We start from the raw sequence: 13,455 nt of genomic DNA, 5'->3' as shown, positions 1-13,455 counted from the left end.
ACTTCCTTACGCGCAGCCAGCGAAATTCTCGGCAGCCATCTTCGCTTCGTAAGGGGCGGCGGCCGCCGTGCCCGGCACGAGGCCGGCCTTGGCAGCAGCCCAGTCCTTCGGGCGCACCTTGACCATCCATCCCTCGCCATATGGGTCGGTGTTGGCGAGCTTGGGCGCTGCGCTCATTGCATCGTTGACCTCGACGATTTCCGCATTGAAGGCGACCTTTGCCGGGCCGACCCACTTGCCGGATTCGATCGTGGCGCAGGACTTGCCCGCATCGACCGACCGGCCGGCCTTCTTTGGTGTGAAGGCGACAAGCTGACCGGCCATGGCCGCTGCCACAGCGGTCATCCCGAGCGTCACGGTGCCGTCGGCGTTCTCGCGATACCAGATGTTGTTTTCGACGTCGTAGAGGAGGTCGTCGGGAAGGTTGCAGCCGCGGACGATGGGCATCGTCTTCTCCTTGTCTCAAACAGTTTCGTTGGTCTGCATCGATGCATCGAGTTGACGTAGCGGCCGGGACGCGCAGCAGAAGTCGCCGAGCCCGACCACCTCCAGCTTGCCTCCGATGAACAGCACAAGGTGCCGCGCGACCATGGCGCCCAGCCGCAGCCGCCGGGCGACCTCCGCGTGGCCCGGCTCGAGGCGCACCAGATTATAGTGATAGACGAGCTCGCGGCACGTCTCGCGGCAAGCATTGAAGCTTGCATCGCCGCGCGCACCCTGCCGATGCAGCGCCAGCAAGCGGAAGGTTTCGACCTTGCGATCGGTCGCGATCTCGCCGTGCGCAGCGAGCCATGTTTCGAGAATCATTTCGCCGAGCTGCAACAGCTCCTCGGCAAGTGGCGCGGCGTCCGCCGCGAGTGCAGCATCGGACGCGGCCAACATGGCGTCAAGCCGCATCGTGACGTTGTCGAGGCTCGTGATACCGATATCCGCCATCAGCCGAGCCCCCGCGCACGCAACAGACCAGTCGAATCCGAGAAGTTCTCCTGCACGCCGACCCTGCGCGCCGACAGCCCGAGCGCCATACCGAGGAGCTGGGTGAAGTACAGGATCTTGACGCTCGTCTTGCGGCCGAAGACCTTTTCGGCGCGCACCTGATGCATTTCGAGCCCGGTGTGGCAGGTCGGGCATTCGGTGGCGATCACGTCCGCGCCGCAGGCCTCGGCCGTCGTGAGCAGGTTGAGAACGAGCTTGGTCGAGGTGTCACTGTCGGACAGTGTGTGAGCGCCGCCACAGCATGCCGTCTTGAGGGGGTACTCGACATTTTCGGCCCCCGCCGCGGCCAGCAGGTCGTCCATGAAATGGGGCTTGGAGGTCGATTCCGAGCCGGGCCCCTTGTCCTTTTCCGGAAAGATGTGACGCGGCCGCGTGTACATGCAGCCATAGTAGTTGGCGACCTTCAAGCCGTTGAGCGAGTTCTTCACGCGTGCCTTGAGGCCTTGTTCGCCGACCGATTCCTTGATCCAGTCCAGCGCGTGAATGGTCGTGACCTTGCCCGCTTCGTAGGTCGCGTGGCCGGCCTTGCGCGACAGTCGGTCCGTCACCTCGCGCGACGCGGGATCCTTGGCGAGGTCGTATTCGGCCTTCTTGAGATTGTGATAGCAGCCATTGCACGGCGCCATTACGGTATCGAACCCCATCGCATCGGCGATCGAGAGGTTGCGTGCCGACAGATAGGTCTGCAGCTTGGGATCGATGTTCTTGACCTCCATGGCGCCGCAGCAGTTCCAGTTCTTGAGCTCGACCAGATCGAGGCCGAGTGCCTTGCCGACCTCCTTGGTCGAGCGGTTGTAGGCGTGCCCGGTTCCTTCGAGCGCGCAGCCCGGATAGTAGGCGACCTGCTTGTGTTTGTCGCTCATCACTCAGCTCCCTGAACGTCCAGCCGAAGCGCCTTGCGGGCAGCTGCTTCGCACTCATGGACATACTCGTCGATCGCGAGGCTGGCGCCCCGCCATCCGCGCGTGCGGGGACGGATCACGCTGGCAAGTCCCAGCTTCACCAGGAGGCCGACCGGCAATCGGCTGGCGAGACTGCGTATCAGTTCGACAAGCCAGCCCTGCGACAGGGACTGCCCGGTCCGCGCGAAGAACCGGCGCAGCACGCGGCCTTCCTCGATCTTGCCGGTGGCGAAGACCTGCTCGGAGAAGACCTCATCGAACGTGGTGGACGGCTTCTTCTCCGTATAGCCCTTCAGCTCCAGCCAATGTGCCGTGGCCTTCATCACGCCTTCCGGACTGACGTCGCGCGGACAGGCATAGGTGCACTTGTTGCAGGAGACGCACTGCCAGATGATGTCCTTGTCACGCAGCAGCTCGCTTTCGAAGCCCATGCGGATCAGGTAGATCCAATAGCGCGGGTTGAAGTCGGGATTCACGGCGTTGATCGTGCAGGCGTTGGTGCATGAGCCGCATTGCCAGCAGCGATGGATGAACTCGCCTCCCGGGAGCGCCGCGATCTCCTCCTGCATCTGCTCGTTGTAGTCGGTGATGGCGCGCGAGGTGATGAACGTGCTCCAGTGCCCGGAGACATCGACGCCATCGATTTCCAGGTGCTCATGCGTGACGAGATTCTCGGGCCGGATCAGCGATTTTTCGTGAATCGGCATGGATGTTCCCTCATTCGCTCAGCAGGCGAGGCTGCCCGAGCACATAGGCCCTGCCATCGATCAGCTTCAGGCGGGTGCGACCCGACTCGGTATCGACCGCATCGAGTCCCAGGAGACGGCGAGTATGCGCCATCCCGTCGGCCTTGAAGCCGCCGCAGAAGTCCGCGTGCAGGAACTGGCCGCCCTTGTCGTTGATATAGTTTGCATAGGTGTGGGCGCAGAGCAGATCGACATAGAAGGCCAGATCGCGGAAGACACCGTTCGCCTGCAGGAAACCTTCGAGCTCCTCGCGTAGCATCGTGAAAGTGGCGAGGCCGTCGCCGACGGCGATCGTACCGGCCTCGGCATCCCCGTCGTACCATATCTCGCGCAACACGCCGGTATTGACCCTGGCGTCCCACATCCAGCGCGTCATCAGCGGATAGCGATCGGGCGCGGTGAAATGAAGGAGCTCGGCGGCAAGATCGCGCGACCAGCGGTGCTCGCGATCGGCCGGAAAGCTCGCGACGAACGCGGCGACGCGCTGGTCGGTGGTGCCGAGGTCGGACCATCCGCGCAGCAGGGCCTCGAGCCTGCTGCGCATCGCCGCGAATCCGTTGCGGCCGAGCCACGCACCCACACGCCGGCGCACCGGCGTGATGAACGTGGCGAGGTCGCAGAATTCGGCCTCCGTCAGCTCGCTGACCCGCCCCTTGCCCAGCACCTCCTCGAACAGCGAGGCCTTGAGCGCGAGCGCTCCGACATAGCGCTCGACGCCACCGGTGCCGTCGGCGGATTCCACGAGGCTCTCGAACGCCCGCCGCAGCCTGGGGCCGGACAGATCAAGCACCGGCCGCGTCGGCTCGGCCACCACCGTACCTTTATGGCTGGTGATCGGCCACATCACTCGGCCGCTTCCATCATGGCGCCGCGGACCAGGGCCAGCGCGGCCATCGCTGCCGACTGGCCCTGTGCGATGGAATCGTCGATGGTCTCGGGCCCAGTCGCCGCGCCGGCGACGAAGACGCCGGGCCGCGAGGTCGCAGACGTGTCGGAATAGACCGATGCCTTCTGGATATGGCCGTGCTTCTGCAGTTTGACGTCGAACACGGCCGACAACGTCATGTTGTCGACATTGGGATCCATGCCGATGGCGTGCACCACCATGTCGAACGGAATCGAGATCGGCCGCTTCACCAGCGTGTCCTCGCCCTTGACGATCAACCGCCTGCCGTCCGATGTCACTTCGGCGATCCGCGCCTTGATGTATTTGACGCGATGCTTCTCCTGGCTTTCCCAGTAGTAGAGATCCTCGTAGAGACCGAAGGTGCGGATATCCATGTAGTAGATATACACGTTGCACCGTGGCATCGCCTCGCGGATCTCCATGGCAATGTTGGCGGAGACCGTGCAGCAGATCTTCGAACACCACTCGCGACCGATCTGGCGGTCGCGCGAGCCGACGCATAGCAGGATCGCAACCCGTTCCGGCTCGCGTCCGTCGGACGGACAGCGCACGCCCTTGCCGGAGGAGAGCATCTGCTCGACCTGGGTCGTGGTGACCACATCAGGGTAGGTGCCGAAACCCCATTCCGGCTTGTTGACGGAATCGAAATGCGTGAAGCCGGTGCACAGGATCGCCGCCCCCGCCTCCAGCACCGTGCCATCCGACAGCGTCACGCGAAAGTCGCCTGGGCTGCCCGAAAAGGCCTTTACCGTGACGCGCCTTCGGATCTCGACACGGCTGTCGGTTTCGACCCGGCGCACCATGCCACCGATGGCGTCCTTGGCCCATTCGCCGGACGGCACCAGCTTGGCGTAGCCCGACTGGATCGGCGCGCCGCCGAGCTGCTCCGCCTTCTCGACGAGAACGACGCGCTGGCCGGCAGCGGCCAGCGCATGCGCGGCGGAAAGCCCCGACGGCCCACCGCCAACGATGAGAACGGGACGAATCATGATGCGGCTCCTGACAAGGTCGCCGTCGGCTTGACATAGCCTGGGCCCGACGTAATCGCGCGTTTGGGGTCGTAGAGCGTTTCGATGCGGCCGGCCTTCACTTCATCGAGATAGGCCTCGAACTCGGCTTTGGCTTTCTGCCAGTCGATGCCGAGCTTCTCGAGCAGCCCCTCGAACGGCGAGGCGTGCCAGTGAAGCTGCGCGAGCTTGTATGGATGCGCACCGAGGGCGAGCGCCGCGAACTGGCAATCGGCCATGACTGGCAGCGCGTAGACCTTGTCGACGGCTTTGCCGATCCACTGGTTCTTGTCGAGCGTGGTGATGCAACCCGTGTCGTGGCCGATCATGACGTCCGCCCGCGCCTCCTCGACCGCGACCCTGATCTTGCGGTCGATGGCGAAGGAGCGGGTGAACTCACGTTCGCCAATGATATGACGAAAACCGAAGCCGCAGCAGTCGTACCAGGTGGAGTAGTCGATCACCTGTGCACCCAGCGCCTGCATCAGGCCGGTCGATACCGCGACGCGATTGCCGTCCATGACGGTGTCGTCATAGATCACGTCTTCCGGAACCATCTTGTAGACGTGACAAGCCGGATGAACGGTGGCGCGAAGGCTGCTCACGTCTATGACCTGCCGCTCCCGGATGCGATGACGCATGACGTGCAGCCATTCGGAATAGTGCACGATCTCTTCGGGGATCAGCAGCTTGCCGTCGACCAGGCGGCCCAGCTTGCCGAGAATCTTCTTCACCTGCTCGCGCAGTTCAGCCGAATGCATCAAGAAGATGCGCATCTCCTTGTAATTGCCGAACGACGTGCCGCAGTGGACCAGCGGGAAGTAGGTTCCGACCGGCAGCCCCTGCGCCTTGGCCGACATGTATGCCTGGTGGAAGTTGCGCAGGAAGACGGCGGCCAGACTGACGACATTGCCGACCCCGGAGCCGTGATAATTCCAGGCGGTGCAAGAGGTTTGATCGGTCTCGTCGAGATAGCGCACACCGAGCTGGTTCATCAGCCACATCACGCTCGACGGATAGCCGGGGATATTGCCGCACTGTCCGCAGGATTTGTGCTGCCAGAGGTTGGTGGTGGGAATGCGCTTGTCCCAGCCGTACAGCGTGCGCGCCACCACCGGCTCGTGGCGCTCGTCGATCCGATGGACGACGATTTCGCCGTCCTTCTCCAACTCCCACATCGCGTCGCGGATGTCCTGGACACGGTCCTTGTTGGTCAGCATCGAGCGACGGTCGATCCGGGTTTCCACCCAGGCAGTCGCTGTCTGCGCCTCGCCCGGCGTCAGATTGGAAGGGCGCCACTCCGCGCCAAAGCCGGCGTAAGCCGACTGACTGTCACTGCGCTTTTCGTCCATCGTTTCCTCCGTCGTCCACCGCAGCGATTGATCTCGCCGTCTGTTGTGGTCGTCTCAACGGCCTATTCTTCCTGCTGCTCTTCAAGCCACTCGTTGTATTCCTCGCGCTTCTCATCCATCACGTCACTGACGACATCGAACAGATTCTCGTCGATCGTCTCGAGCTGATCGAGCACGCCGGTCGCCTCCCAAATGGTGTAGAGTTCGACGGACGTCTTCAGGTTGACCTCCCAGGCCGTGTCCATGGTGTGCATGGTTGGGACCGGAATGGCCTTGCGCAGGATATTGAGCGGGGCGTCGACCTTGGCGACGTTCGGGCCCCAGTCGGGAAACGCATCGCGCGTGATCATGTTCGGCGCGAGCTGGTTTCCCGTGGAAATGACCTTCAGAAGCACCCGCGAGAACGGCCGCAGCACATCCTTCGCCGACTGCATGCCGTGCTTGATCGCGACCTCGCGCATGATCATGACGAGCCCGCCCGGCGAATTTTCGAACGGACAGCGGGCCGCACAGGTGTAGCACTGCGCGCAGGACCAGATCTTCTCCTGCATCGCGTCGTAGATGCCTTCGAGATTTTCGGTCCACAGCAGCTGGACGATCTCGCGGGGTGAATAATCGTAGTAGTGCGCCGAGGGACAGGTCGCGGTGCAGATGCCGCAATTGAGACAGCCATGCAGCTCATGATCGTAGAGGACGTGCGAGCGAATGTCGTCGAACACCTCTTCCAGCTTCTCGTAGGGAACGACCGGCGCTTCGGAGACCGGGTCGCCGATAGGGGTCAGCTCCATTGAAGCTCCGCTCGTCATCTGGCGGCTCTCCTCAGTAGGTCAGCACCTTGGCATTTTCGTTTTCCATCACCTCCTCGATGACCTTTGCACCCCCGACGATGCCTTCGCATTCAGGGATCAGATCCTGCTCGGTCATGTCGAACAGATCGAGGTTCGGAGAGCAGCAATAGAACTTCACTCCCGCTCCGTGCGCGTCCTTGATGAAGTCATAGACGGTCTTCGGAGACCCGGGCTTGACCACGAGCTTCTCTGCCACGCCCTTTTTCATGAGCTGCCCCGACGTCGCGGTACAGACGACCTCCACCTCGTAGTCCATCGCCGCGGCAACGGTGGCCTGGAAGAACGGCGCGCCCAGTTCCTCGCCGTTGCGAGGATCGGTATTGACCATGATGATGATGAGCTTTTTGGCCATTCTTACGATGTCCTCCCGATCATCTGCTATTGAGCGTGCGCAACGCACATCGACACACGAGCGTGCACAATAAGTTTATCTTGAGGCGCATCACCTTGGAGTTGATGAAGATCAACATGCCCAAGAACCGAAGTCCTGGGTGAACAACAAGCTCACATCGAATTCATCCAATCCGTCGGACGAACGCACAAAACATATTCCATTTTTTGAATGACATCTATAGGCTGAAGAAAATAATTCGTTGCTCGGGAGAACGGTCCTACGGGAGCGGCCGCATCAAATGCGTCGACTCGATCAAACCAATCATCAGCGGTCCGAGCGCCGCAGCGATCTCGCGCTGCACCACGCGCAGGTCGGCGAGCGTTTCCGCCGTGCGATCAGGACATTCTTCGGATTCCATGATCAGATCCTCGATCATGGCCGACTTGATTCCGGGATGGCCGAGGAACCCGAAGCAGTTATCACGAAGCTGAAACACCGCCGGCTCCCCCGCAGCGTCGATCGCGAGAACACGGGCATCGGCCGGCAGCACCGGGCGATCGCGCATGTAGATCGCGACGGGAAAGGATTGCGGCAGATGACCGCCGAGCGCCGCGGGATCGACCCGTCGGGCCGTCTCCACAACGAAGCGGAGCGGAGCTTCCTGAGTGCCGCCGGCGCACGCGGTTGCAACTATGCAGCTGCCGGCTCCGATGCCGATGACGGGCAGGTCGCGCGCCAGGAAATCCTGTACCAACCGCAACTCGGGCCCAAGGCTCGGAAGCAGGTTGCCGCTGACGACTCCGAGCGGTCCGGCGCCAAGAACAACGAGGCCGTCAAAATCCCCGGCCGTCGCAGGTATCGATCCTCCGGCCGTAAACGGCCGGCAATAGCGAAAGCCGACGTTGCGGCCTTCGAACTGGTCTTCCATCAAGCCGAGATAGTCCGCCTCAAAATGCTGCAAGACGCAGAGTGTCTTCATGGCGAACCGCGACAACTGATGAGGCATCAATGACGGCCGAAGCCGACGGCGGACCTACATTATATATGTTTTTTCGCATATGAAAAGCGAGGAACGCAATGGCGTGGTATGAGAAGCTGCAGGAGATCGAACCGCTCGACGACCTGCGTTTTGATCGCGAGCTCGTCGACGCACTCGAGGCGGCAGCCCGCGAGCGCGCACTCGGACCGATGCGGTTCTACACGCCGACGTTCCGCGCCTATGCCAGCGAGGAGCTCAAGGGCTGCGGCAAAGCGAGTTTTCCCGCCTTTTCCATCACCGGCGGCGCCTGCGCGCTGAATTGCGATCACTGTCAGGCGAAGATCCTCGAACCGATGATCGCGGCAACGACACCGGACGAACTCGACCGCAAGGTGCGCGATCTCATTCTGCTCAAGGATCTGCGCGGGTTCCTGCTCTCAGGCGGATCCAACCGGCGCAACGAGGTTCCGTACGATCGCTTCTATCCGACCATCGAAAGGCTCAAGCGCGACTTTCCCCATCTGCGCATCGCCGTCCATTCCGCGTTGCTCGACGAACGGCGCGCCCGATCCATGGAGGCCGCCGGGGTCGACGTCGCGATGCTCGACGTGATCGGCTCGGAGCAGACGATCCGCGAAGTCTATCACCTCGACCGTCCCGTCGCGGATTTCGAGGCGACGCTCGCCGCGCTCTCGGGCACCAAGATGCAGGTCGTGCCACACATCGTCATCGGTCTGCACTATGGCCGGCTGCTCGGCGAAGCGACCGCACTGGACATCGTTTCGCGCCATGCGGTTGCCGCGTTGATCCTGGTGGTGGTGACTCCGATCTATGCGCCGCCGGATCGGCCCTTCGCCACGATATCCACCGACGACGTGGCGAAGGTGCTGGTCGCCGCGCGGCAACGCATCAGTCACGCGCCGGTTCAACTTGGCTGTATCCGCCCCGCGGGCCGCCATAAGCTGATGACCGACGCATACGCCGTCATGGCGGGATTTGACGGTATCGCCTATCCCGCGGACGGCATCGTGGCTCTCGCCCGCGCCATCGGCCGGCCGGTCGAGCAGGAGCATGCCTGCTGCTCGATCGCGCTTGACGGCCTCGCCGGACGGCGGGCTTGCGCAGCCTGAGGTGCACCATGAACGCCGAGGCAGCGGATATCGTCGTCGTCGGGCTTGGACCGGCCGGGAGCCGTGCGGCTGCAATTGCCGCGAAAGCGGGCTACCGCGTCGTCGCCGTCGATCGCCGGCTCGAGGCGGGTCGCCCGGTCCAATGTGCCGAGTTCGTGCCCGCCATGATCGAGCGGGACATTCCGAACATCACGGCCGTCGCCCAACAGAAGATCACGCGCATGCTGACCTTCACCGAAGCGACGGATTGCGAGGAAACGCCGGACTTCCGCGGCTGGATGATCGATCGCGCCGCCTTCGATCGAATGCTCGCTGATGAGGCGGCGAATGCGGGAACCGCGTGCCGATACGGCACCTCCGTGGTTGCCATCGATATCGACGGCACAGTTCATACGTCCGATGGTCTTGCCCTCAAACCGCGCGTCCTCATCGGCTGCGACGGCCCTCGCTCGCGGGTCGGCGCGGCCATCGGCCAGATCAATCGCGCGCTTGTCGATACGAGGCAACTGACCGCGCCGCTGATCGTGCCGCACGATGCCACGGATATCTTCCTGAGCGCCGACTACCGCGGCGGCTATGGCTGGCTGTTTCCCAAGGGCGCCGTGGCCAATATCGGCGTCGGCATCATGATAGAGGACCGGCGGCGACTGAAACCGATGCTCGCCGCGCTCTTCGCCTCGCTGTCGGCATCGCGCCGCATCGGAACACGCCCGTTCGCGTTGACGGGCGGGGCGATACCCGTGGGCGGCAGGGTAGGTTCGACAGGCCGGCTCGGCGCAACCCAGGTGTTGCTGGCCGGCGATGCGGCAGGCCTGACCAACCCCGTGACCGGCGCCGGCATCGCCTCCGCCGTGCAATCGGGGGCACTCGCCGGGCACGCCGCGGCAGACATGCTGTCTGGCCGCAGCGGCGCCCTCGATGACTATGACGAAGAGCTCGGCGACATTTTCGATGCGGCCTTGAGCCGGGCATTGCTGCGACGACGGCAAGTGCTGGCGCACTATGGCGACGGCCGTCGCCCCGACGCGACTGCGCTCGCCGAGGGATGGATCAGTTCGCCGAACTATTGGGCGTGAAGATGCAGGATCAGGGGAGGACGTCATGAGCTGTCTCGAAGGACCGACGCATCCGGTGCCGGATTTCCTCACCGGGGAGACGCGCACCTTCAACGCGGCCGAAGCCATGCGGCCGCGCGCGCCCGGCGCCGTGCCGGCGGAAGCACGCAACGGCGGGCGCGTGAGAGCGCAGGATGTGCGGCCGGTCGGCACGTACCTGCCGAACGACAATGTTCTGACGCCGAACATGCGGTCGCCCGAGTACGTGCAAATGTCGACGGCGGCGGCGATCACCCTCGGCATCATGAACGGCTACATGCATCGCACCAGTTGCACCCGTTGCCTGAACCTGCTGCTGACCTATCCGGAAGGTTGCCGCGCCAACTGCGCCTATTGCGGGCTTGCGCGCCATCGCGAAGCGGAGCGCAACTATGCCGACCGCAACTTCATTCGGGTCGACTGGCCTGCGGTGCCCTACGACCAGGTGATTGACATCGTTGCATCGGGCGGCGACGGCGGGCGCTTCCATCGCATGTGCATCAGCATGATCACGCATCCGCGGTCGGACCAGGACACCCGCATCGTCCTGCGGAAATGGGTTGAACGCATCAGGCACGTGCCCGTGTCCATCCTGTCCAATCCGACGACGATGACCCGACTGGATGTGCAGGAGCTCAAGGATCTCGGCGCCGAGATATTTACGGTCGCGCTCGATGCAGCCAACCCGGTCATCTTTGACCGCACCCGCGGCCGCGGGGTTCAATCGCCGCATAGCTGGGACAAATATTGGGAGATCCTGCTGGCCGCCGCCGAGATATTTGGCCCGGAACGTTTCGGCGCCCATCTCATCGTCGGGATGGGCGAGAGCGACCACGACGTTCTCTCGCAGGTGCAGAGAATTCGCGACCTCGGCGGCCACAGCCACCTGTTCGCGTTCTTTCCCGAACAAGGCTCATTGATGGATCATCTCCCGCCGGCGCCGCGCCCGCAATGGCGACGCATCCAGCTCGCCCGCTATCTCATCGACTATCGAAGCCATTCCCTGCAGCGCATGCGTTTCGACGAGCGCGGTCAGCTCGTCGATTTCGGTCTGCCGCAGGACGAAGTCGACGCGATCATCGACGCGGGCGTGGCCTTCCGCACGTCCGGCTGCCCCGGCAAGGAGGCCGCCGATGTGTCCGCCTGCGACCGCCCCTATGGCGACTCGCCGCCGCGCGACATTGCTTCATACCCTTTCAAGCTCGATCGCCGCGACATTCGCCACGTGCGCGGCCAACTCCGGCGCGGACTACCCAAATAACCGGGAGGAAGATGCGATGGCCAGCAGCGACAAGTCATTTCGGGTCATCGACACCGGGATTCGAGGCGGACGCGCCAATATCGCCTTCGACCAGGCGCTCATCGACGCTCATAAGGCACGGCGGATTCCCGATACCATCCGCTTCCTGCGGTTTCGTCCGTCGGCGCTGGTCGGAATCCACCAGATCCTGAGCCATGAGGTCCGGCTCGACTATTGCCGGAGCAAGGGAATCGAGGTCGGCCGGCGGATCACGGGAGGCGGAGGTCTCTATCTCGACGAGGGTCAGATCGGATGGGAGCTCGTGTTCGGCCGCTCCAGCCTCGGCGCCATGGATCTCACCGAAACGACGCGCCGGATCTGCGAAAGCGTCGCACTCGGGCTCAACAAGCTCGGCGTCCCCGCGCGCTACCGCCCGCGCAACGACATCGACGTCGACGGCCGCAAGATCAGCGGCACCGGCGGCTTCTTTGACGGCGATACGCTGTTCTACCAGGGAACACTGCTGATCGACTTCGACCCCGAGCAGATGATCGCTGCGCTCAAAGTGCCGGTGGAAAAGCTCGCCAAGCGCGACCTCGCCTCGGCCCGCCAGCGCGTCGTCAGCATGCGCGAGATCCTCGGCGACAAGCTTCCTGATCTGGCCGCCATCCAGCAAGGCCTGCTCGACGGCCTGGCGGAAGGCCTCGGCATTGTTCCGCAATGGGGCCAGGTATCGATGCTCGAAGAAGAACTCGCCGAGCAGCTATATCGCGACGAGATCGGCCGTGACGACTTCGTCGAGATGGTCGACGCTCCCGAGGTGGACGGCTCGCTGGTCAGTGCCACTCTGACACGGCGCGGCGGCAGCCTGCGCGCGGATATCCGCCTCGAGGGCCCAGACCGCAGGCGGATTCGCGAAGCTCTGATCACCGGCGATTTCTTCGTCACACCGCCCCGCGTCATCTTTGATCTCGAGGCGGCGCTGCGCGGCGCCGAACTGGCCGATGCCGGATCGGTCGTTGAGGACTTCTTCTCGCGCACGTCGGCCGATTTCGTCAATCTCGGCCCGCCGGACATTCGCGATGTGGTCGTCGCGGCGGCGCGGCAGCTCAGCTTCGTTGCGGCCGGCCGGAGGCTTCGCGGCCATTGGCTCGCGGCGACGCGACCGGAACGTCCGCCGCTCGTCCTGCTGCATGACGCCTTGGGCTGCGCCCGGCTCTGGCGCGATTTTCCCGAACGGCTTGCGGCTGCGACCGGCTGCTCCGTCCTGGTCTTCGACCGCTGGGGCTCGGGTGACTCGGAGCCGCTCGAGCCGCCCCATTCGCGGCAATATCTGCTCGCCGAGGCTCTGGATGCCCTGCCCGAAGTGTTACGGACGACCGGAGCGCGGCGTCCGATCCTGGTCGGCCACTCCGACGGTGCTGCGATCGCGTTGACGTTTGCCGGCGCGTTTCCCGATGAGGTCAGCGGGGTCGTCGCGATCGCCCCTCACCTCTTCCGCGAACAGCGGACGGTTGACGGCATCGCCGCCCAGATCAGGGACTTCGAGCACGGCGACCTGAGGGCGAGGCTCGCACGGTATCATGGCAGCAGAACCGATCATCTTTTTGGCCGGCTGGTCGATGCTTGGACTGGAGAAGAACCGCGCGACTGGGGTATCAAGCCCTACGTTGGACGGGTTCGCGCCCCGGTGCTCGCCGTTCAGGGCAGCGAAGACGAGTTCTTCACGCATACTCAGCTTGAGACGCTCCGCGCCCTCGTGCCAGCCCGGATCGAGACCTGCGTGCTGGAAGGCTGTGGACATGCGCCTCATCAACAGGCGACCTCCGCGGTGATAGCCGCGGCAGCCGGGTTCATCGATCGCGTGACCGCAGAAAACACAGTCGCCGCTGTCCCCGGCTCCGCCTGACGGACGATCCC

At 63.7% G+C, this 13,455-nt stretch carries 14 protein-coding genes; 4 read left to right on the top strand and 10 right to left on the bottom strand.

Annotated elements, in window-relative coordinates:
- Positions 1 to 6 precede the first annotated feature (6 nt).
- The 10 genes from QW887_RS31400 to QW887_RS31355 all read right to left on the bottom strand — a co-directional run bounded on the left by QW887_RS31400 (position 7) and on the right by QW887_RS31355 (position 8,086).
- The gene (locus tag QW887_RS31400; protein ID WP_315715458.1) at positions 7 to 447 is read right to left on the bottom strand and encodes a glycine cleavage system protein H; all 441 of its coding nucleotides are present in this window, start codon (positions 445 to 447) and stop codon (positions 7 to 9) included.
- A gap of 15 nt (positions 448 to 462) precedes the next feature.
- Entirely contained in the window at positions 463 to 897 is a 435-nt protein-coding gene (locus QW887_RS31395) for a hypothetical protein (protein WP_316195845.1), read from the bottom strand.
- A gap of 38 nt (positions 898 to 935) precedes the next feature.
- A complete protein-coding gene (locus QW887_RS31390; protein ID WP_315715456.1) occupies positions 936 to 1,859 on the bottom strand; it encodes a CoB--CoM heterodisulfide reductase iron-sulfur subunit B family protein in 924 nt (307 codons plus the stop codon).
- Positions 1,859 to 2,605 (bottom strand): 4Fe-4S dicluster domain-containing protein, encoded by a 747-nt coding sequence (locus QW887_RS31385; RefSeq protein WP_315715455.1) that lies wholly within the window; start codon positions 2,603 to 2,605, stop codon positions 1,859 to 1,861. The genes QW887_RS31390 and QW887_RS31385 overlap by 1 nt, the downstream gene beginning before the upstream one ends.
- 10 nt (positions 2,606 to 2,615) lie before the next feature.
- The gene (locus QW887_RS31380; RefSeq protein ID WP_315715454.1) at positions 2,616 to 3,491 is read right to left on the bottom strand and encodes a hypothetical protein; all 876 of its coding nucleotides are present in this window, start codon (positions 3,489 to 3,491) and stop codon (positions 2,616 to 2,618) included.
- Positions 3,488 to 4,540, bottom strand: a complete 1,053-nt coding sequence (locus tag QW887_RS31375; protein ID WP_315715453.1) for an FAD-dependent oxidoreductase — start codon at positions 4,538 to 4,540, stop codon at positions 3,488 to 3,490. Before QW887_RS31375 ends, QW887_RS31380 begins: the two co-directional genes overlap by 4 nt.
- Positions 4,537 to 5,910, bottom strand: a complete 1,374-nt coding sequence (locus QW887_RS31370; RefSeq protein ID WP_315715452.1) for a heterodisulfide reductase-related iron-sulfur binding cluster — start codon at positions 5,908 to 5,910, stop codon at positions 4,537 to 4,539. Before QW887_RS31370 ends, QW887_RS31375 begins: the two co-directional genes overlap by 4 nt.
- 62 nt (positions 5,911 to 5,972) lie before the next feature.
- Complete coding sequence (locus tag QW887_RS31365; protein ID WP_315715451.1) at positions 5,973 to 6,698, bottom strand: 4Fe-4S dicluster domain-containing protein; 726 nt, start codon at positions 6,696 to 6,698, stop codon at positions 5,973 to 5,975.
- Between the two features lie 31 nt (positions 6,699 to 6,729).
- Positions 6,730 to 7,110 (bottom strand): DsrE/DsrF/DrsH-like family protein, encoded by a 381-nt coding sequence (locus QW887_RS31360; RefSeq protein WP_315715450.1) that lies wholly within the window; start codon positions 7,108 to 7,110, stop codon positions 6,730 to 6,732.
- A 259-nt stretch (positions 7,111 to 7,369) separates the two neighbouring features.
- A complete protein-coding gene (locus QW887_RS31355) occupies positions 7,370 to 8,086 on the bottom strand; it encodes a hypothetical protein (protein ID WP_315729374.1) in 717 nt (238 codons plus the stop codon).
- 83 nt (positions 8,087 to 8,169) lie between these two features.
- Here QW887_RS31355 and QW887_RS31350 point away from each other — a divergent pair, with 83 nt between their 5' ends.
- The 4 genes from QW887_RS31350 to QW887_RS31335 are packed head-to-tail and all read left to right on the top strand — an operon-like array spanning position 8,170 to position 13,444.
- Entirely contained in the window at positions 8,170 to 9,201 is a 1,032-nt protein-coding gene (locus tag QW887_RS31350; RefSeq protein ID WP_315715446.1) for a radical SAM protein, read from the top strand.
- 8 nt (positions 9,202 to 9,209) lie between these two features.
- The gene (locus tag QW887_RS31345) at positions 9,210 to 10,277 is read left to right on the top strand and encodes an NAD(P)/FAD-dependent oxidoreductase (protein WP_315715445.1); all 1,068 of its coding nucleotides are present in this window, start codon (positions 9,210 to 9,212) and stop codon (positions 10,275 to 10,277) included.
- 25 nt (positions 10,278 to 10,302) lie between these two features.
- Positions 10,303 to 11,556, top strand: a complete 1,254-nt coding sequence (locus tag QW887_RS31340) for a radical SAM protein (RefSeq protein ID WP_315715444.1) — start codon at positions 10,303 to 10,305, stop codon at positions 11,554 to 11,556.
- The gene (locus tag QW887_RS31335; RefSeq protein WP_315715443.1) at positions 11,453 to 13,444 is read left to right on the top strand and encodes an alpha/beta fold hydrolase; all 1,992 of its coding nucleotides are present in this window, start codon (positions 11,453 to 11,455) and stop codon (positions 13,442 to 13,444) included. Before QW887_RS31340 ends, QW887_RS31335 begins: the two co-directional genes overlap by 104 nt.
- The last annotated feature ends 11 nt before the right edge of the window (positions 13,445 to 13,455 follow it).

Origin of the sequence: Bradyrhizobium sp. SZCCHNRI3052, from assembly GCF_032484895.1 — a bacterium.
Classification (GTDB): Bacteria; Pseudomonadota; Alphaproteobacteria; order Rhizobiales; family Xanthobacteraceae; genus Bradyrhizobium.
Note: the sequence above shows the minus strand (reverse complement) of the source record. Positions and strands in the feature narration are given on the sequence as shown.